This is a genomic window from Mycolicibacterium elephantis DSM 44368 (assembly GCF_004014805.1).
Classification (GTDB): Bacteria; Actinomycetota; Actinomycetes; order Mycobacteriales; family Mycobacteriaceae; genus Mycobacterium; species Mycobacterium elephantis.
Map to the genome: position 1 here is coordinate 46934 of NZ_ATDN01000003.1, position 18526 is coordinate 65459.

Consider the following 18526-nt stretch of genomic DNA (forward strand, 5'->3'; position numbering starts at 1 on the left):
GTCAAGATGGACCCATGACCAGCGATCCCGCGCAGCCGCCCGGCCCTGCTGCTGAGGAACCCTCGAGGGGAACTCCGCCCGAGCCGACCGGGACCGCCGGCGAGTATCTTCTGCACCCGGAGTCCGCGGTCAAATTCACCCGGGCTGCGGCGCTGTGGTCGGCGCTGATCGCCGGGTTCGTGATCCTGATCGTGCTGCTGGTGTTCATCATGCAGAACACCGACTCGACCACCATCAACTTCTTCGTGTGGGAGTGGAATCTGCCTGTGGGCGTGGCGATTCTGCTGGCCGCGGTGTGCGGCGGGCTGTTGGCCGTCGCGATCGGCACCGCCCGGATGGTGCAGTTGCGCCGAGCCGCGAAGAGGAACCTAAGCTCCCGCAGCTGATCTGCGGACTTGATCTGCCACCACATCCGGGTGGCTGTACGGGACCATGTGGCTGCCGTCGACCGTGATCAGCTCGGAGTTGGGCAGGTCAGCGGCCAGCCGCCGAGCATGGTCGAAGTCGACGAGCTGATCGCCTTCCGCGCCGATGATCACCGAGGGCACCTCGATCTGCGGCACGTTCTCGTCGACCCAGCGCGCGGTGTCGTCGAACTCCAGCTGGTCGGACGCCAGCGCGGCGAGGTTACCCGGCGTCATCGTCACCGACAGCAGCCGCTGCTCGTAACCGGGATCGACAGGCTCCGGATCGAACGCGTGGCCCGCCCCGGCGGTTGCCGACACCTTCCTGATCACGTTGCCCGCGGTGGCGTCGAGCACGGGGCGGATGACGGGCAGTTGGCTGAACCGGATGAAGCGGGCCTGCATCAGGTCTGGAGTGGACGAGCGGAGCCCCCCGGCGCCGGGCGCCACCAGCACCATGCCGGCGACGTCCTGCGGATACCGACGCGCGACGCCCAGCGCGAGCGTGCCCCCGAACGAGTGCCCGACCAGAATCGCCGGAGCGAGGTCGAGCCGCGTCAACATCTCGTGCACCAGATCGATCTGCTCCTGATAGGGCAGCCAACCGCCCTGCGACCAGCCGAATCCCGGGCGGTCGAACGAAACCACATGCAGGCCTTGTAGTTTCGGCATCACCGGGTCGAAGTCCTTGTGGGTGCCGGGAAGCCCGTGGATCAGTACCATCGGAACACCCTGGCCGGGCTGCTCGACGTAGTGAATGTCCTTGCCGCGCAAGCTGAGATACTGGCCGTCGGCCGCCGGCATCGCCGGCATCCGTGCCCAGGTGTGGTTGAGCACCGCCACCGCGACGAGCAGAACCATTAACGAGAAGACGCAGAGGGGTGCGATCCGACGCCCCTTCGCCCTCTTCTGCGTCTGCTCGGCCATCAGGTGTTCAGCGTCTTGAGGCCCTCGGCGATCAGCGGGCCGACCGCTTCGTCCACCCGGTCGGCGTCGTCGGCGACACCGCCGCCCATGCGGGCGCGAAAGGCGATGCCCGCGGCGATGATCGCCACCTTGAAGCAGCCCAGCGCCATGTAGAAGTTCCAGTTGTCCAGCGACTGGCCCGACGCCACCGCGTACCGGTTGGCCAGGTCGTCGACGTCCGGCATCAGCGGCGACGCCCACGCCGAGCTGGCGTGGATGACGTTGAACATCGGATGGCGGTACACGCACATCAGCGCCGCGTCGCTGATCGGGTCACCGAGCGTCGACATCTCCCAATCCAGCACGGCCAGCACCTTGGTGGGGTCGTGGACGTCGAGCATCGTGTTGTCGATGCGGTAGTCGCCGTGCACGATCGCGCTGCGGCTCTGCGGCGGGACCGCCTCGGCGAGCGCGCTGTGCAGGCGCCGCACGTCGGCGTCGCACGGATCGTTCTCCCGACGCACGAGTTCCCACTGGCCGCCCCAGCGCCGGACCTGGCGTTCGAGGTACCCGCTGGGCTTGCCGAAATCGCCGAGGCCCACCGCGTCGGGGTCGACCGCGTGCAGGTCGGCGAGCACCTTGATCAGCGCGTCCACGCAGTCGCTGATCGTGTCCTCATCGCCGAGCGCCTCGAGCTCCTCGGCGTAGCGCACCACCCGGCCCTCTACGTACTCGACCATCTGGAACGGCGCGCCCAGCACGGTGTCGTCGTCGCTCATCGTCACCGCCCTGGCGACCGGGACCGGGGTGTCGGCCAGCGCGGCGACCACCCGGTACTCGCGGGCCATGTCGTGCGCCGACGGGGTCAACCCGTGCAGCGGCGGCCGGCGCAGCACCCACTTCGACGCGTCGTCGCGCACCAGAAACGTCAGGTTCGACCGCCCGCCGGCGATCAGCTCGGCGCGCAGCTCACCGGCGCGCGGAATGCCGACCGCGCGCAGATGGCGGTCGAGGGCCTCGAGGTCCAGCCCCTCGGGGGACGTGGGTGGTGTAGTCACGGCATTTGTCTACCACCTGCCTGGACGGGCGGTTCGCGCAAGCGCTCACCACCGCTGATTTCGCGGCAGCAGATCCCATACGTGTTCGGTGCCGTTGACCGAGGCCACGTACATCGGTCCCTTGCGCGACGACAACAGCCGGGTGACGCCCGCATAGTCGACGCTGACGCACAGCACCTTCTCGGTGCGCAGGATCAAGTGCAACAGCCCGTTGATCACGCCGCCGTGGGTGAACACCGCGACGGTGTCCTCGTGGTCGCCCGTCGCCACCAGGTCCTGGATGGCCGCGTCGATGCGGTCCTTGAACGCTTCTTCGTCCACGCTGCTGGGCAGGTGGCCGCTGGCCAGCCGGGCCATCTCCTCGGGGTACTCGGCGGCGATCTGCTCGATCGGGATGTAGTGCGGCAGGTCGCGGTCGTATTCGGCCAGCCGCGCGTCGATCTCGACCGGCAGGTCGAGCGTGTCGGCGACCGGTTGCGCGGTCTGGACGGCGCGTCGCTGTGGGCTGCTGATCAGGCGGGTGATCGGGAACCGGTCGAGCGCGTCGGGCAGCCTCGCGGCCTGTTTGATCCCCTCCTCGCAGAGGTCGGGATCGGAGCCCTGCCCGGGTTCACTGCGGTGCGGCAACGCATGCCGGATGAGTAGCAACTGCACCGTGACACCATAGGGCCATGACTTCTCGCGGGTACGCCGACGAACTCTTCGACCTGACGGATCGGGTGGTGTTGATCACCGGCGGCAGCCGCGGGCTGGGCCGGGAGATGGCGTTCGCGGCCGCGCGCTGCGGCGCCGACGTCATCATCGCCAGCCGCAAGTACGACGCGTGCGTGGCCACCGCCGAGGAGATCACCGCGGCGACGGGCCGCAAGGCCTTCCCCTACCAGGTGCACGTCGGGCACTGGGATGAGCTCGACGGGCTCGTCGACGCGTCCTATGAGCAGTTCGGCAAGGTGGACGTGCTGATCAACAACGCGGGCATGTCGCCGCTGTACGAGTCGCTGAGCTCGGTCACCGAGAAGCTGTTCGACTCGGTGATCAACCTCAACCTCAAGGGTCCGTTCCGGTTGTCGGCCCTGGTCGGCGAACGGATGGTCGCTGACGGCGGCGGGTCGATCATCAACGTCAGCTCCAGCGGATCGCGCCGCCCGCAGCCGGCGCAGTTGCCCTACTCGGCCGCCAAGGCCGGCCTGAACGCGCTGACCGAGGGCCTGGCGCTGGCGTTCGGGCCGACGGTGCGGGTCAACACGCTGATGCCCGGGCCTTTCCTCACCGATATCAGCAAGGCCTGGGACATCCCGGCGATGGAGAAGGGGGCGCAGCACTTCGCGCTGCAGCGGCTCGGCCGGCCGTCCGAGATCGTCGGCGCTGCGTTGTATCTGGCCTCCGACGCGTCGAGCTACACGTCCGGGTCGATCATCCGCGTCGACGGCGGCATCCCCTAGTTTCCTGGCGCGGCGCCGCGAAATAGCATTCCGGGTCGCGATTCGCCGTCGACCGCAGCCTGGAATGCTATTTCGCGCACAACCCGGCTACGGCGTGATGATGTTGAAGGCCGGGTCCGGGCGGTCGACGGCGGCCAGCAGCGACGTCAGCACCGCGGTGTCACCGGTGACGTCCAGCCCGGGTGAGGCGTCGTCGCCGGCGGCGAGCGCCAACAGCCGCAACGTGTCGGCGACCCGAACGCCGGCCTGCGCGGTGGCCGCGTCGGCGGGCACCTGACGGTGCACCAGCACCCCGTTACGCAGGGTCAGCCGGTAGTTGGCGCCGGTGTCGAGGAACGTCACGTCGACGGCGATGTCGAGATCCCATGCGCGCGGCCCGTTTACGCTGATCGCGAGGATGTCGAAGATCTGCTCCGGGGTCAGCTGCGCCAGCAGCGTCGGCGCCGACGGCTGGGTGGCGGTGCCGAAGTTGCCGTCGCGCAGTTCGAGGGCTCCGGACAGGAAGAAGTTGCGCCACACGGCGTTCTCCGCGCCGTAGGCCAGTTGTTCCAGCGTGTCGGCGTAGAGTTCGCGGGCCTGGCGGTGGTTCTCGTCGGTGAAGATGGCGTGGTCGAGAAGTGTTGCCGCCCAGCGGAAGTCACCCCCGTCAAACGCGGCCTGCGCGAGCTCGACGACGCGGTCGATCCCGCCCATCGCCTCGACGTAGCGGGGCCCGATCGCCTCGGGCGGATGCGGCCACAGCCGCCCCGGGTTACCGTCGAACCAGCCCATGTAGCGCTGGTAGACCGCCTTGACGTTGTGGCTGACCGAGCCGTAGTAGCCGTGGGTGTGCCAGGCCTTGTGCAGCGCGGGCGGCATCTGGAACCGCTCGGCGATCTCCGCGCCGGTGTACCCCTGGTTGAGCAGCCGCAGCGTCTGGTCGTGCAGGTAGGCGTACAGATCCCGTTGCACGGACAGAAAGTCGACGATGCGGTCGCGCCCCCACGTCGGCCAGTGATGCGAGGCGAACACCACATCGGTGCGGTCGGCGAACCTGTCGATCGCCTCGGTGAGGTAGCCGGCCCACACGTGCGGGTCGCGCACCAGCGCGCCGCGCAGGGTCAACAGGTTGTGCAGGTTGTGCGTGGCGTTCTCGGCCATGCACAGCGCGCGGTAGCGCGGGAAGTAGAAGTGCATCTCGGCGGGCGCCTCGGTGCCCGGCGCCATCTGGAACTCGATCTCGACACCGTCGAAGGTGTGCGTCTCGCCGGTGCGGGTGATGTCGATCGTCGGCACGATCAACGCGACCTCACCGGTCGAGGTGCGTTGCCCCAGACCGCAGCCCACCTGGCCCTGCACACCGATCGGTAGTTGTGTGCCGTACATGTAGGTGGCGCGCCGGGCCATCGCCGTTCCGGCGTACACGTTCTCCTGTACGGCGTGTTCGGTGAAGCCTTCGGGTGCGATGATCGCGACCCTGCCCGCGTCGACGTCGGCCTGTGTGGTCACGCCGAGGACGCCGCCGAAATGGTCGACGTGGCTGTGGGTGTAGATGACAGCGCTGACGGCACGATCACCGCGGTGCGCGCGGTACAGCGCCAGAGCGGCGGCGGCGGTTTCGGTGCTGATCAACGGGTCGATGACGATGACGCCGGTGTCGCCCTCGATGAAGCTGATGTTGGACAGGTCGAATCCGCGCACCTGATAGATGCCCTCGACGACTTCGTACAGCCCTTGCTTGGCGCACAACTGGCTCTGCCGCCACAGGCTGGGATGCACGGACGGCGGGGCGTCGCCGTCCAGGAACGCGTAGGCGTCGTTGTCCCACACCACCCTGCCGTCGGCCGCCTTGATGACGCAGGGGCTCAGCGCCGCAAGAAATCCGCGGTCGGCGTCGTCGAAGTCCGCGGTGTCCTCGAAGGGCAGCTCGTCGAAGTGTTCGCGGTGTGCCGATTCGATGACCGCGGACGGCGGCTTCTGATCCATGTCGCCACGATATGCACCCGCGGGTGGACGCGGAGGTGGTTCACTGCACGCATGGAGATACGTCGAGTGGTGACCGGACATGATGCGGCCGGAAAGTCGGTGTTTGTCAGCGACGAGGCAGTGCGGCCGGCAAGACCGACGTTGATGCCCGGGGCCGAGTTCCACCAGTTGTGGGGCGGCGACACGGCCCCTGAGTTCCCCGACGACGGCTCGATGCCGCAGTGGCACAGCTACTTTCCGCCCATCGGCGGGTTTCGGTTCGCGATGCTGACCCTTCCGCCGTCGAGCGACACCCACGAGGCGGGCCCGCTCGATATGGAGAAGGGCATGGCGGAGATCGAGGACATGCTGCCGGGGATGCTGGGCTACATGGATCCGTCGGATCCCGGTATGCACACGACCGACACGATCGACTTCGAGGTGGTACTGGAGGGCACCGTCGTGCTCGAACTCGACGACGGCGCCGAGGTGACGTTGCGTGCGGGCGACACCGTCGTGCAGAACGGCACCAGGCATCGCTGGAAGAACCCCGGTGACACCCCCGCGCGGATGGCCGTGTTCATCTGCGGCGCCGCGCACGCCAACGTGACCCGCCCTTAGTGTTCGGCCAGCCAGCGGTCGGCGCGTCGCTTGGATGCCCGCGACAGCCAGGCGTCCTGGATGAGCTCGGTCAGCTCGACACGGCCGATCTCGCCTAATCGGCTGGCGCGCACCAGAACCGAGAGATGCCCGTCGAACCGGTCGGTGGTGAAGAACGGCGAGTTCGGGTCCTGGATCAGCGCCAGCTTGTCGGCCTCCGACTCCACCCAGATCATGATCACGTCGGGATAGCGGTCACCGGTCTCCGGATCCGCGGCGTCGGGTTGCGGGGTGCGGAAGAACACGAACGACTTGCCGCCGACCTGGTAGATCGGGTTGCCCTTCGGCCCTTCGATGCGGGTGGTGTGCGGCATTCCCGCAGCGATCTCGTGGACGTCGGCCACCCGCGCAGGCCGGTCACGCATGGCGGTCGAGCGGGTGCAGCAGCACGTCGGACAGCGCGCCGTTGGCGACGGTCGCGGTCATGTAGGTGCAGAACGGTTGGCGGCGACGGTCGGTGGGCGAGCCTGGATTCAGCAGGCGCAGACCGGTTTTCGCGGTGGTGTCCCACGGGATGTGGCTGTGGCCGAAAACCAGCACATCGGTGTAGGGGTACTGTTTGGCCATCCGGGCTTCGCGGCCGGTGGCCGCGCCCGTCTCGTGCACGACGGTGAAGCGCAGCCCGCCGAGCTGGGCGTCGGCGCGTTCGGGAAGGCGCCTGCGCAACTCGGCGTCGTCGTTGTTGCCCCAGCACGCGACCAGTCGCTTGGCGCGGGCCTCGAGCGTGTCGAGCAGCGAGACGTCCACCCAATCGCCCGCGTGCACCACGACGTCGGCTTTCGACACTTCGTCCCACACGCGGTCGGGCAGGTCGCGGGCCCGCTTCGGAACATGGGTATCTGCAATCAGCAGGAGCCGCACGCCTCCAAGTTAGACGACCCGCAGCACGGCGCCGATCGCCAGGCCGAGGACGAGCAGCGCGCCGGCCAACCGGACATGAACCCAGGCCAGCGCGGCGTACCACAGCGGCCACACCGGGAAGTTGGGCGGCGGCTCGTCGGGCGGCGGGCGACGGAAGTAGGGCCACAGCTTGACCAGTCGCGGCAGGGCGAGCACGACCAGCAGCGCCGGCCAGGGCATCGCACCGAGGGCCACCGCGACCGCGACCAGGACGTAGAAGCCCACCAGCATCACGAGGGTGGCGGTGCGGGCGCGGTCGGCGCCGAGGATCACCGGCAGCGTGCGGATGCCGCGGGGTTCGTCGTACGGGATCTTGTCGATGTGCTTGCCCATCAGCACGGTCGTGCACAGCAGGCCGTACGGGATCGAGGCCAGCACGATGTCCCAACCCACGGAGCCGACGGCGGAGTAGTAGGTTCCGCAAACCATCAGCGGGCCCCACACGACGAGCACGTCGGGCTCGCCGAGGCCGCGCTTTTTCAGCCGCAGGGGCGGCGCGGTGTAGGCGACGCTGAGTACGAAGCCGGCCAGCCCGAACGCGAGCACCGGCCAGCCGCGCGCCCAGGTGAGCACGACGAGGATCGCGAGGTCGGCGAGGTTCACCGCGAGGATCGCCGCCACCAGGGTGCGCTTGCTGACCAGACCGGACAGCACCGGATGCGGCGCGTACAACGCCCGCGGATAGCTCGCCTCGTCCAGGCCCGTGCTGGTGTCGTAGAGGTCGTTCATCAGGTTGTTGGCGATGTGCGCCAGCACGATTCCGACGATGGCCAGGGTGAGCCAGCGCCAGTCCAGCCCGGGTTCGCCGACGGCGAGCAGCGCCGCGACCAGCCCGGCGAACAACGTCATCGGCAAAACCGCCGCGCGGGTGACGACGAGCCAGCGGGTGACGAAATCGATGCGCCCGTCCGGCGGCGGGTTGGTGGTGCGCAGCGCGTACATCCAGGAACTCAGCCGGGAACGCGACCTGACCTCGGTCATTTGTCGATGGTAACGCGCACCGAGATAGCACCCCGGGTTGCCGAGAGGACACTGCAACAGCCTTGGCTGCTATCTCGCGCCAAAAGAAAGCGCGCCCGAAGGGATTCGAACCCCTAACCTTCTGATCCGTAGTCAGATGCTCTATCCGTTGAGCTACGGGCGCATGTGTTCAGTTGTTCAGCGGAGGCGAGAGGATTTGAACCTCCGGTCCGCTGTTAGGCGGACAACTCATTAGCAGTGAGCCCCATTCGGCCGCTCTGGCACGCCTCCTGACGTTTACCGCCGATCCGACAGAGTACACAGCCGTGACAGCGGGAGGCAAAGTGCAGGTGAGTGCCCCATAGACTGGTCCGGTGACTGTCCGGCTGCGTCCCGAGCTCGCTGACCTTCCCGCGTACACCCCGGGCAGGACGGTACCGGGCGCGATCAAGATCGCCAGCAACGAGACGGTGCACGGGCCGCTGCCGAGCGTTCGCGCGGCCATCGAGAAGGCCACCGACTCGATCAACCGCTACCCCGACAACGGCTACGTCGCGCTCAGGGAGCGGCTCGCCGAGCACGTCGGCTTCTCGCCCGAGCACATCTCCGTCGGCTGCGGGTCGGTGAGCCTGTGCCAGCAGCTGATCCAGATCACCTCGTCCGTCGGCGACGAGGTGCTCTACGGCTGGCGCAGCTTCGAGATCTACCCCCTGCAGGTGCGCACCGCGGGGGCCACCCCGGTGCAGGTGCCGCTGACCGAGCACACCTTCGACCTCGACGCGATGCTGGCCGCGATCACCGACCGCACCCGACTGATCTTCGTGTGCAACCCGAACAACCCGACCAGCACGGTCGTCGACCCCGACAAGCTGGCCCGCTTCGTCGCGGCGGTGCCGCCGCACATCCTGATCGCCATCGACGAGGCCTACGTCGAGTACATCCGCGAGCCGATGCTGCCCGACAGCTTCGGACTGGTCCGTGCGCACCGCAACGTCGTTGTGCTGCGAACGTTTTCGAAGGCCTACGGGCTGGCGGGGCTGCGCGTCGGATACGCCGTCGGCGATCCCGACATCATCACCGCGCTGGGCAAGGTGTACGTGCCGTTCACCGCGACCTCCGTCTCGCAGGCCGCGGCCATCGCCTCGCTGGACGCCGCCGAGGAACTACTGGCCCGCACCGACGCCGTCGTCGCCGAACGCGCCCGGGTGACGCAGACGCTGCGCGACGCCGGCTACCTGGTGCCGCCGTCGCAAGCCAACTTCGTGTGGCTGCCGCTTCCCGGCCGGGCCCAGGAGTTCGCCGCCGCGTCAGCCGACAATCGCATCATCGTGCGGCCCTACGGCGAGGACGGGGTACGCGTCACCGTCGCATCTCCGCAGGAAAACGACGCGTTCCTGGACTTCGCCCAGCGTTGGCGGGCATCGACCTGACCGCGATTTCTACCGCGGGGCCGCTGCGCCGCGGGCGATTTCCGACCGTGGCGCAGAAATCGACGACCTTTAGCCCGGCCGCCTGCCGCTGAACGCGACCAACCGATCCAACGCGGGCGCGTCCGCGGGTATTTCGACAGGGTCGTCGAAGCCGGCCCTGGTGCGGCCCTGCGGCGTGATCGTCTTCTGCGCCAGGCCCAGCACGTAATCCGCCAGCGACTCCGGCGCACTCACCTCGCGGCCGACGGCCATCCCGAAATCCCAGGCATGCACCAGGAATTCAAGCGACAGGATGCCCGCCATCATCTTCGCGGGCACCTCGTTGGAGCCGAACGGCACAGTGCCCTCCAGACCGCGGCGTTGCCACGCATCCAACGTCGGCCGGGCGGCTTGCACGACCTGCTGCTCCACCGAGTCGTCGGGGTCGCGGTCGGGGAACTGCGCGCCGGCCGCGGCGCCGATCATCGTGATCGAGTTCATCAGGTGATCGGTCAGCGCGGCGACGTCGAACTCCCGGCACGGGGTCTGCTTGTGCAGGTCATCGGCGGCGATGCCATGCAGCACGTGCTGCAGTACCGCGAACGTCTTCTCGGCGCTGCGCAGTTCGTCGGTGGGCGGGGAATCGGGTCCTGGGCGCAGGTCGTCGGGCATGTGTTTCACGCTACGTCGCGAGTGCGCATATCGTTGCGCAGATGAAGACGCATGTGCGGTTGACGGCCGCGGCGCTGATCCTGATCGGCGTGACGACGGCGTGCCAGCGCACCACCGAAGGCACCGTCGCGCAAACCACCGAACCGGGACCGCCGATCACCGCCCCCACCCGCCCGCCGTCGACCGGACTGCCCGGCTTGCCCGGTCTTCCCTCGATCCCGCAGCTCCCGCTGCCTGGCCGCAACACCGACGTCCCCCAGGTCCCGCCGCCGCCGAACGCGCTCACGATGACGTGCAAGGAGTTCAACGGTTTGGACGAGGCCAAGCGGCTTGCCGTGATCCGCGAGATCCTCAACCAGAAGAACAACCCGCTCGGCCCCGACGGCGAGGCGATCGGCCAGATCCTCGTCGAAGCGGCGTGTCAGTTCCTGCCCTCGGCGACGGTGAACGACGTCCTGCTGGGTGGCGGCCCGCCGTAATCGGGTCTTCGCGCAAGCGCTCATTCGCGAGTCGCTAGCCTTCTGCCCATGGGCGATACATATGAATCAGTCACCATCGACATCAAGGATCACGTCGCGACGGTGACGTTGATCGGTCCCGGCAAGGGCAACGCCATGGGGCCCGCATTCTGGGCGGAGATGCCGGAGGTGTTCGCCAAGCTCGACGCCGACCGCGACGTGCGGGCGATCGTGCTCACCGGGTCGGGCAAGAACTTCAGCTACGGCCTCGACGTGCCCGCAATGGGGGGCTCGCTATCCGGGGTGGTGGCGGCCGAGGGCGCGTCGGCCAGGCCGCGAGCGGACTTTCACGCCACGGTGCTGCGGATGCAGGGCTCGATCAACGCGGTCGCGGACTGCCGCACCCCGACGATCGCGTCCGTGCACGGCTGGTGCATCGGTGGTGGCGTGGACCTGATCTCGGCCGTCGACATCCGCTACGCCAGCGCGGACGCGAAGTTCTCGGTGCGTGAGATCAAGCTGGCGATGGTCGCCGACGTCGGCAGCCTGGCCCGGCTGCCGTTCATCCTCAACGACGGGCACCTGCGCGAACTGGCCTTGACGGGCAGGGACATCGACGCCGCTCGGGCCGAGAAGATCGGCTTGGTCAACGACGTCTACGAGGACGCGGAGGCGTCGCTGGCTGCTGCGCATGCGACCGCGGCCGAGATCGCCGCCAACCCGCCGTTGACGGCGGCCGGGATCAAGGACGTGCTCGATCAGCAGCGCTACGCACGCGTCACGGAGAGCCTGCGCTACGTGGCGGCGTGGAACGCGGCCTTCCTGCCGTCGAAGGACCTCACCGAGGGCATCAGCGCGACGTTCGAGAAGCGCCCGCCGAACTTCACCGGGGACTAGATAGCACCAGCCAGCCAGCGCGCAGCCAGCCAGCTTGCGCGCGAGCCAGCCAGCTTGCGCGCGAGCCAGCCAGCCTGCGCGCGAACGTTCCTTACCACTCGAAATTCCGGCGATTTTTCGAGCGGTAAGGAACGTTCGCGCGGAAGTTCACCGCGGAAGTTCACCGCGGAAGTTGGCTGATCGTGTGCAGCGCCCAGTGCAAGGTCGCGAACGCGAGCGCGGGAACCCGCCAGGTCCGCCACCGCACCGCCGCCAACAGCATCAGGCCCTGCGGCACTTCGAACGACGCGTTGTCGAAGATGTAGTGGTCGTTGCGGATTCCGAAGTTCCCGAGCGTGTCGAAGAACGCCCCGGGCGCGAACAACATGAACAGCCCGATGCCCAGCGCGTAGATACCGAACACCGCGAGGGTCACCTCGACGAACCCGACCGTGGTGCGGATCGGCGACGTCGTCATGGGTCCACGCTAGTTCGCGACGCGCCTGTGCGGGGCCGCGGTGGCGGAGGGATTTGAACCCCCGGACGGTGTTAGCCGTCTCTCGCTTTCAAGGCGAGTGCATTAGGCCGCTCTGCCACGCCACCGCCGACAAGCGTACGGGTTGGCAAGTGGCGGTTACACCCGGCCGAGCCTGGCCGGCGGCGACCCGGCCTTGAGCGCGACGCTGATGCGCCGGCAGTTCTCCCCCATCGCGGCGACCTGCGGGCGGGTGAGCCGCCCCAGGAAGTGCAAGCGCACGCCCTCGCCATAGGTTTTCAACGCCTCACGCACGGCGGCGCGACCTTCATCGGTGATGGTGGCCAGCACGCCACGGCCGTCGTCGGGGCTGGCGCCGCGGCGCACCAGACCCTGCAACTCCAGGCGCCGGATCTGTCGGGTCACTCGGCTCGGAAGCGACATCAGGTTCTCGGCCAGATCCCCCATGCGCGACGAGCCTGTCGCGGACTTGTCCAGGATGTCGAGCAGTCGAACGTCGTTCAGCGTCAGGTGGTGCGCATCCACCAGCGACCGGTTCAGCGTTGCGTACAACCTCAGCGCCGAGTCGAGAAAGTTTTGCCAGGAGCGCTGTTCGGCGATGTCCAAGCCCGGCATGTCGCTGGCCGTACGTCTGCCGATGATCCCCTCCATGCCGTAATAGTAAACACTTGCGATATTGCTGGGAAGGTATCGGCGTTACTGTTTTCCCAGCGTAGTAGCGTTATTTGAATGCATGCTGTCTTGGCCGGAGCCGAAGGTCGACTGACCTGGCACGAAATACCCGATATCGAGGCCGGTGACGGCCAGGTCCTGGTGAAGGTCGACACCGCCGGGGTCAACCGCGCCGACCTTCTTCAGGCGGCCGGCAAGTATCCGCCCCCGCCGGGCGCCAGCGAGATCCTCGGCCTCGAGGTGTCGGGAACCATCGCCGCCGTCGGCGACGGCGTCACCGAATGGTCCGTCGGACAACAGGTCTGCGCTTTGCTGGCGGGGGGCGGTTACGCGGAGTACGTCGCCGTTCCGGCCGGACAGGTCATGCCGGTTCCGGCCGGGGTGAGCCTGCACCACGCCGCGGCGCTGCCCGAGGCCGCCTGCACGGTCTGGTCCAACCTGGTGATGACGGCCGGCCTCCAGTCCGGCCACCTGCTGCTCGTCCACGGCGGCGGCAGCGGGATCGGTACGCACGCCGTCCAGGTGGGTCGCGCGCTGGGGTGCCGGGTGGCGGTGACGGCGGGATCGCGCAACAAGTTGGACCTGTGCGCCGAGCTGGGCGCCGAGATCACCATCAACTACCGCGACGAGGATTTCGTCGAGCGGATCCGCGCCGAGTCCGACGGCGCCGACGTGATCCTCGACATCATGGGTGCGGCCTATCTCGACCGCAACGTCGACGCGCTCGCTCCGGACGGCCGGCTGGTGATCATCGGCATGCAGGGCGGCGTCAAGGGCGAGCTGAACATCGGCAAGCTGCTGGCCAAACGCGGCGGCGTGTTCGCCACCGCACTGCGGGCCCGCCCGGTCAGCGGCCGCGGCAGCAAGAGCGAGATCGTCCGCGAGGTGGTCGCCAACGTCTGGCCGATGGTCGAAAGCGGGCAGGTGCGCCCGATCATCGGCGCCGAGTTCCCGATTCAGCAGGCCGGCGCCGCGCACGAGATGCTGGCGTCCGGTGACGTCGCCGGCAAGATCCTGCTGCGGGTCGACGAGGGCTCAACCTAGAGAGGCCAACGCCCGCACCAGCTGATCGACTTCGGCCATCGTGGTGTAGTGCGCCAGCCCGATGGTGACCGCACCGCCGATGTCGTTGACCCCGATGACATCCAGCACCCGGGAGCTGGCGTTGGAGATGGCCAGGATGCCGTTGTCGGCCAGCCGCTGCACCACCCGCTCGGCGGGCACGTCGTTGACCACGAAGCTGAGCACCGGTATCCGGACTTCTGGACGGCCGATGACCATGACGGCCGGCAGCGAGCGCAGCGACGCCAGCAGGTAGTCGAACAGGCGGTCCATGTACAGGGCCGCGGACTGCATTGAGACAGTGAGTCTTTCGCGGCGGGTGCCGCTCGCCGACTCGTCGAGGGTGGCCAGATAGTCGATGCTGGCGACGACGCCGGCGAGCAGGCCGAACTGGTGGGTGCCGATCTCGAGCCGCGCCGGCCCGGTGGCGTTGGAGTTCAACGACACCGGATGGAACGAGTCGATCATCGACGGGTCCCGGAACACCAGCGCGCCGATCGGCGGCCCGCCCCACGCGACCGCGTTGACGGCCACCACGTCGGCGTCGATCTCGTCGATGTCGATCAACCGGTACGGCGCGGCCGCCGAATGGTCGACGACCACCAGCGCGTCGAGATCGTGCGCGAGCTTGGTCACCGCCCGCAGATCGGTCACCGTGCCCACCGTCGAGGAGGCGGAGGTGATCGCGACCAGCCGAGTCGGGCGGGTGACCAGGCTCTCCCACTGCCAGCTCGGCAGTTCTCCGGTCTCGATGTCGACCTCGGCCCACTTGGCCTTGGCTCCGTAGCGGTTCGCCGCGCGCAGCCACGGCGCGATGTTGGCCTCGTCGTCCAGGCGGGTCACCACGATCTCGTAGCCCAGCCCGACGCGCGACGACGACGCGTCGGCCAGCGATGTCATCAGCACCGCGCGATCAGGACCCAGCACCACCCCGCGGGGATCGGCGTTGACGAGGTCCGCCACCGCCTGGCGCGCCGCGTTGAGCACCGCGGCGCTGCGCTGAGCGGCCGGGTGCGGGCCCAGCGGCGTCGGCATCGAACCGCGAAAGGCGGTGGACACGGCCCGACCGACGGTGTCGGGCAGCAGCATGCCGTGTTGGGCGTTGAGGTGCACCCACCCGTCGCCCAGGGACGGATGCAGGCCCCGCACCCGGGCGACGTCGTATGCCATGCCAGCCCACCTTTGAGCGTGTGTGAAATCACATCCGACACGAATTTCGGCCGATGCGCCCCGACCCACCATGCCGGGCCGGGTCGTCTGCGTCGCCATAGTAGTCCAGTCAGCTTCCGGTGCGGAGTGCTAATTGTGTTGTTGTTGCCCACATCTCACGCACTGGTCTCCGTCTCGCAACCTCAAGCTGCTCACCGGTGTATTTTGGCGACAGCGACGTCCGCAATCCCGTTTGCTGCGGCGGTCACCGCCGGCGCTGGGTCCGGCGCAAACCCGCGGTGCGCGGGCGCACCGTGGCCGAAGGGCTAGTGTCGCCAGATAAGTTACGAACGGCGCGAACCGCCCAGCAACCAATACGACGGCCATTACAGGGAACTTCACGGAGATGACCACCAGTAGCGACGACGACAACATCGAAATCATCCGCCGCGACTCCGAGGGTGATGAGCAGGAGTCCGACGGCAAACCGCTGACCGACCTCGTCGAGCAGCCGGCGAAGGTGATGCGGATCGGCACCATGATCAAGCAGCTGCTCGAGGAGGTGCGGGCCGCTCCGCTGGACGAGGCCAGCCGCAACCGGCTGCGCGAGATTCACCGGACCAGCATCATCGAGCTCGAGGACGGCCTGGCGCCGGAGCTGCGGGAAGAGCTCGAGCGGCTGACGCTGCCGTTCACCGACGAGGCGGTGCCCTCCGACGCCGAGCTGCGGGTCGCGCAGGCGCAGCTGGTCGGCTGGCTGGAGGGCTTGTTCCACGGCATTCAGACCGCGCTGTTCGCCCAGCAGATGGCGGCGCGTCACCAGCTCGAGCAGATGCGTCAGGGCGCGCTGCCACCCGGAGTGGCCGGCCCGGCTGGACCGCGCGGCGGGCACGGCACCGGGCAGTACCTGTAGGAGCCGGTATTGGTCCCGCGTATCGAGACCCGCAATGCGTGGGTGGAGTTTCCCATCTTCGACGCCAAGTCGCGCTCGCTGAAGAAGACGTTTCTCGGCAAGGCGGGCGGCGCGATCGGGCGCAACGACTCCAACGTCGTCGTCATCGAGGCGCTGCGCGACATCACGATGTCGCTGGAACTGGGTGACCGCGTCGGGCTGGTGGGACACAACGGCGCGGGCAAGTCGACGCTGCTGCGGCTGCTGTCGGGGATCTACGAACCCACTCGCGGCGTCGCGACGGTGACGGGCCGGGTGGCACCGGTGTTCGACCTCGGTGTCGGAATGGATCCCGAGATCTCGGGGTTCGAGAACATCATCATTCGCGGGTTGTTCCTGGGCCAGACGCGCAAACAGATGCTGGCCAAGGTCGACGAGATCGCCGAGTTCACCGAGTTGGGCGACTACCTGTCGATGCCGCTGCGGACCTACTCCACCGGTATGCGAGTGCGGTTGGCGATGGGCGTGGTGACCAGCATCGACCCCGAGATCCTGCTGCTCGACGAGGGCATCGGCGCGGTGGACGCCGAGTTCTTGAAGAAGGCCCAGACGCGGCTGGCCGACCTGGTCGAACGCTCGGGCATCCTGGTCTTCGCCAGCCACTCCAACGAGTTTCTGGCCCGGTTGTGCAACACCGCAATGTGGATCGACCACGGCACCGTCAGGATGACCGGCGGCATCGAGGACGTCGTCCGCGCCTACGAGGGCGAGGACGCCGCCCGGCACGTCCGCGAGGTGCTCGAGGAGACCCGGTCCGGATGACCGGTTCGAACGGCGCCGGGGGGACCGTCTGCGCGGTGGTGGTCACCCATCAGCGCGTCGACGAGCTGGCCAAGTCGCTGGAGACGGTGACGGCCCAGACCCGCGCGCCCGACCACCTGATCGTCGTCGACAACGACAACGACACCCGGGTGGCCGAACTGGTGGCCGGCCAGCCGGTGCCGACGACCTACCTGGGCTCGCGTCGAAACCTCGGCGGCGCAGGCGGTTTCGCGTTGGGGATGCTGCATGCGCTGGCGCTCGGCGCCGACTGGGTGTGGCTGGCCGACGACGACGGTCGGCCCGCGGACTCCGAGGTGCTGGGCACGCTGCTGGCGTGCGCGGCCAGGCACGGGCTGGCTGAGGTGTCGCCGATGGTGTGCGACCTCGACGACCCTGCGCGCCTGGCGTTTCCGTTGCGCCGCGGCGTTGCGTGGCGACGCCGGGTCGAGGAGTTGCGCACCGACCCCGGCCAGGACCTGCTGCCCGGCTACGCCTCGTTGTTCAACGGTGCGTTGTTCGCCGGGTCGACGCTGGAGGCCGTCGGGGTACCGGATCTGCGGTTGTTCGTCCGCGGCGACGAAACCGAATTGCACCGCAGGCTGGTGCGTTCCGGCCTGCCGTTCGGCACCTGCCTGGACGCGGTGTACCTGCATCCACAGGGCGGCGACGAGTTCAAGCCCATCCTCGGCGGCCGGATGCACACGCAGTATCCGGAAAGCGCTGTCAAACGTTTCTATACCTACCGCAACCGTGGATACCTGCAGTCGCAGCCCGGCCTTCGTCGGCTGCTGTTCCAGGAGTGGGCGCGGTTCGGCTGGTACTTCCTGGTGTCGCGACGCGATCCCGCAGGGCTGTGGGAGTGGATCCGGTTGCGGCGCTTGGGCCGTAAAGAAAGGTTCGGGAGGCCACCACCGTGACGTTCACCGACGCCGCTGCGCAGTCGAAGACTTTCGGCCGCGCGTGGGGCGACCTTGTCGCCGGCTTCGCCAAGCATGAGCTGTGGCTGCACCTGGGCTGGCAGGACATCAAACAGCGGTACCGCCGTTCGGTGCTGGGCCCGTTCTGGATCACGATCGCCACTGGCGCCACCGCGGTCGCCATGGGACTGTTGTACTCGAAGTTGTTCAAACTTGAACTGTCCGAACATCTTCCGTACGTCACGCTCGGGCTGATCATCTGGAACATGATCAACGCGTCGATCCTCGAGGGCGCGGAGGTGTTCATCGCCAACGAGGGTCTGATCAAACAACTCCCGACCCCGTTGTCGGTGCACGTGTATCGACTGGTGTGGCGGCAGATGATCCTGTTCGGCCACAACATGATCATCTTCGTGATCATCGCGATCATCTATCCCAAACCGTGGTCCTGGACTGCGCTGGCCGTGATTCCGGCGATGGCCCTGATCGTGGCGAACTGTGTGTGGGTGTCGCTGTGCTTCGGCATCCTGGCCACCCGCTACCGCGACATCAGCCCGCTGCTGGTCAGCCTGGTGCAACTGCTGTTCTTCATGACGCCGATCATCTGGAACGAGTCCACCCTGCAGCAGCAGGATGCCGCGGACTACCTCAGGATCGTCGAGCTGAACCCGCTGCTGCACTATCTCGACATCGTCCGCGCCCCATTACTCGGCGCCGACCAGGAGCTGCATCACTGGGTGGTGGTGATCGTGTTGACGGTGGTCGGCTGGATCCTGGCCGCCATCGCGATGCGCCAGTACCGCGCCCGCGTCGCCTACTGGGTGTAG

22 protein-coding genes and 3 tRNA genes are annotated in these 18526 nt (G+C 67.9%); 11 read left to right on the top strand and 14 right to left on the bottom strand.

Annotated elements, in window-relative coordinates; all coding sequences use genetic code 11:
• Positions 1-14: 14 nt before the first annotated feature.
• On the top strand, positions 15-386 hold the full coding sequence (locus MELE44368_RS03615) for a LapA family protein (RefSeq protein WP_128107238.1): 372 nt from the start codon (positions 15-17) through the stop codon (positions 384-386).
• On the opposite strand, the gene MELE44368_RS03620 is transcribed toward MELE44368_RS03615, so the two are convergent.
• The 3 genes from MELE44368_RS03620 to MELE44368_RS03630 all read right to left on the bottom strand — a co-directional run bounded on the left by MELE44368_RS03620 (position 369) and on the right by MELE44368_RS03630 (position 3022).
• Positions 369-1265: an alpha/beta fold hydrolase gene (locus tag MELE44368_RS03620; RefSeq protein ID WP_241566463.1), complete on the bottom strand. Its 897-nt coding sequence runs from the start codon at positions 1263-1265 to the stop codon at positions 369-371. The genes MELE44368_RS03615 and MELE44368_RS03620 overlap by 18 nt on opposite strands.
• Before the next feature lie 65 nt (positions 1266-1330).
• Positions 1331-2368 carry a phosphotransferase family protein gene (locus tag MELE44368_RS03625; protein WP_128107240.1) on the bottom strand — a complete coding sequence of 346 codons (1038 nt, stop codon included), beginning with the start codon at positions 2366-2368 and terminating at the stop codon, positions 1331-1333.
• Between the two features lie 45 nt (positions 2369-2413).
• Positions 2414-3022 (bottom strand): histidine phosphatase family protein, encoded by a 609-nt coding sequence (locus MELE44368_RS03630; protein ID WP_128107241.1) that lies wholly within the window; start codon positions 3020-3022, stop codon positions 2414-2416.
• A 17-nt stretch (positions 3023-3039) separates the two neighbouring features.
• On the opposite strand from MELE44368_RS03630, the gene MELE44368_RS03635 reads away from it, so the two are divergent.
• Positions 3040-3810, top strand: coding sequence for an SDR family NAD(P)-dependent oxidoreductase (locus tag MELE44368_RS03635; protein WP_128107242.1), 771 nt, complete (start codon positions 3040-3042; stop codon positions 3808-3810).
• A gap of 87 nt (positions 3811-3897) precedes the next feature.
• Here the strand turns inward: MELE44368_RS03635 and MELE44368_RS03640 are convergent, their stop codons facing one another.
• Complete coding sequence (locus MELE44368_RS03640; protein ID WP_128107243.1) at positions 3898-5775, bottom strand: alkyl/aryl-sulfatase; 1878 nt, start codon at positions 5773-5775, stop codon at positions 3898-3900.
• A 51-nt stretch (positions 5776-5826) separates the two neighbouring features.
• Here MELE44368_RS03640 and MELE44368_RS03645 point away from each other — a divergent pair, with 51 nt between their 5' ends.
• Complete coding sequence (locus MELE44368_RS03645) at positions 5827-6375, top strand: cupin domain-containing protein (RefSeq protein WP_128107244.1); 549 nt, start codon at positions 5827-5829, stop codon at positions 6373-6375.
• Here MELE44368_RS03645 and MELE44368_RS03650 read toward each other — a convergent pair.
• From MELE44368_RS03650 to MELE44368_RS03670, 5 genes are all read right to left on the bottom strand, one after another.
• Complete coding sequence (locus MELE44368_RS03650; protein ID WP_046750734.1) at positions 6372-6779, bottom strand: MmcQ/YjbR family DNA-binding protein; 408 nt, start codon at positions 6777-6779, stop codon at positions 6372-6374. The genes MELE44368_RS03645 and MELE44368_RS03650 overlap by 4 nt on opposite strands.
• Positions 6772-7275 (bottom strand): metallophosphoesterase family protein, encoded by a 504-nt coding sequence (locus MELE44368_RS03655; RefSeq protein WP_064891253.1) that lies wholly within the window; start codon positions 7273-7275, stop codon positions 6772-6774. Before MELE44368_RS03655 ends, MELE44368_RS03650 begins: the two co-directional genes overlap by 8 nt.
• A gap of 9 nt (positions 7276-7284) precedes the next feature.
• Entirely contained in the window at positions 7285-8295 is a 1011-nt protein-coding gene (locus tag MELE44368_RS03660) for a prenyltransferase (RefSeq protein ID WP_128107245.1), read from the bottom strand.
• 90 nt (positions 8296-8385) lie between these two features.
• A tRNA-Arg gene (locus MELE44368_RS03665) sits at positions 8386-8458 on the bottom strand.
• Between the two features lie 18 nt (positions 8459-8476).
• Positions 8477-8565 (bottom strand) — tRNA-Ser (locus MELE44368_RS03670).
• Positions 8566-8648: 83 nt separating this feature from the next.
• Here MELE44368_RS03670 and MELE44368_RS03675 point away from each other — a divergent pair.
• A complete protein-coding gene (locus tag MELE44368_RS03675; RefSeq protein WP_128107246.1) occupies positions 8649-9704 on the top strand; it encodes a pyridoxal phosphate-dependent aminotransferase in 1056 nt (351 codons plus the stop codon).
• A 69-nt stretch (positions 9705-9773) separates the two neighbouring features.
• Here MELE44368_RS03675 and MELE44368_RS03680 read toward each other — a convergent pair whose 3' ends face one another.
• Positions 9774-10355, bottom strand: a complete 582-nt coding sequence (locus tag MELE44368_RS03680; RefSeq protein WP_128107247.1) for a TIGR03086 family metal-binding protein — start codon at positions 10353-10355, stop codon at positions 9774-9776.
• A 41-nt stretch (positions 10356-10396) separates the two neighbouring features.
• On the opposite strand from MELE44368_RS03680, the gene MELE44368_RS03685 reads away from it, so the two are divergent.
• A complete protein-coding gene (locus MELE44368_RS03685; RefSeq protein WP_128107248.1) occupies positions 10397-10834 on the top strand; it encodes a hypothetical protein in 438 nt (145 codons plus the stop codon).
• Between the two features lie 48 nt (positions 10835-10882).
• Complete coding sequence (locus MELE44368_RS03690; protein ID WP_128107249.1) at positions 10883-11710, top strand: crotonase/enoyl-CoA hydratase family protein; 828 nt, start codon at positions 10883-10885, stop codon at positions 11708-11710.
• A 160-nt stretch (positions 11711-11870) separates the two neighbouring features.
• On the opposite strand, the gene MELE44368_RS03695 is transcribed toward MELE44368_RS03690, so the two are convergent.
• From MELE44368_RS03695 to MELE44368_RS03705, 3 genes are all read right to left on the bottom strand, one after another.
• On the bottom strand, positions 11871-12167 hold the full coding sequence (locus tag MELE44368_RS03695; RefSeq protein WP_241566464.1) for a hypothetical protein: 297 nt from the start codon (positions 12165-12167) through the stop codon (positions 11871-11873).
• Between the two features lie 38 nt (positions 12168-12205).
• Positions 12206-12292, bottom strand: a tRNA-Ser gene (locus MELE44368_RS03700).
• A 31-nt stretch (positions 12293-12323) separates the two neighbouring features.
• The gene (locus tag MELE44368_RS03705; protein WP_128107250.1) at positions 12324-12836 is read right to left on the bottom strand and encodes a MarR family winged helix-turn-helix transcriptional regulator; all 513 of its coding nucleotides are present in this window, start codon (positions 12834-12836) and stop codon (positions 12324-12326) included.
• 78 nt (positions 12837-12914) lie between these two features.
• On the opposite strand from MELE44368_RS03705, the gene MELE44368_RS03710 reads away from it, so the two are divergent.
• On the top strand, positions 12915-13901 hold the full coding sequence (locus tag MELE44368_RS03710) for an NAD(P)H-quinone oxidoreductase (RefSeq protein WP_128107251.1): 987 nt from the start codon (positions 12915-12917) through the stop codon (positions 13899-13901).
• Here the strand turns inward: MELE44368_RS03710 and MELE44368_RS03715 are convergent.
• Positions 13893-15089, bottom strand: coding sequence for a cysteine desulfurase-like protein (locus MELE44368_RS03715; protein WP_128107252.1), 1197 nt, complete (start codon positions 15087-15089; stop codon positions 13893-13895). The genes MELE44368_RS03710 and MELE44368_RS03715 overlap by 9 nt on opposite strands.
• 385 nt (positions 15090-15474) lie before the next feature.
• Here MELE44368_RS03715 and MELE44368_RS03720 point away from each other — a divergent pair, with 385 nt between their 5' ends.
• From MELE44368_RS03720 to wzm, 4 genes are read left to right on the top strand one after another with little or no spacing between them, the layout of a single operon-like run.
• Positions 15475-15981: a bacterial proteasome activator family protein gene (locus MELE44368_RS03720; RefSeq protein WP_128107253.1), complete on the top strand. Its 507-nt coding sequence runs from the start codon at positions 15475-15477 to the stop codon at positions 15979-15981.
• 9 nt (positions 15982-15990) lie between these two features.
• Positions 15991-16782, top strand: coding sequence for a galactan export ABC transporter ATP-binding subunit Wzt/RfbE (gene wzt, locus MELE44368_RS03725; RefSeq protein ID WP_128107254.1), 792 nt, complete (start codon positions 15991-15993; stop codon positions 16780-16782).
• A complete protein-coding gene (gene glfT1 / locus MELE44368_RS03730; RefSeq protein WP_128107255.1) occupies positions 16779-17699 on the top strand; it encodes a galactofuranosyltransferase GlfT1 in 921 nt (306 codons plus the stop codon). Before wzt ends, glfT1 begins: the two co-directional genes overlap by 4 nt.
• A complete protein-coding gene (wzm, locus tag MELE44368_RS03735) occupies positions 17696-18526 on the top strand; it encodes a galactan export ABC transporter permease subunit Wzm/RfbD (protein WP_128107256.1) in 831 nt (276 codons plus the stop codon). Before glfT1 ends, wzm begins: the two co-directional genes overlap by 4 nt.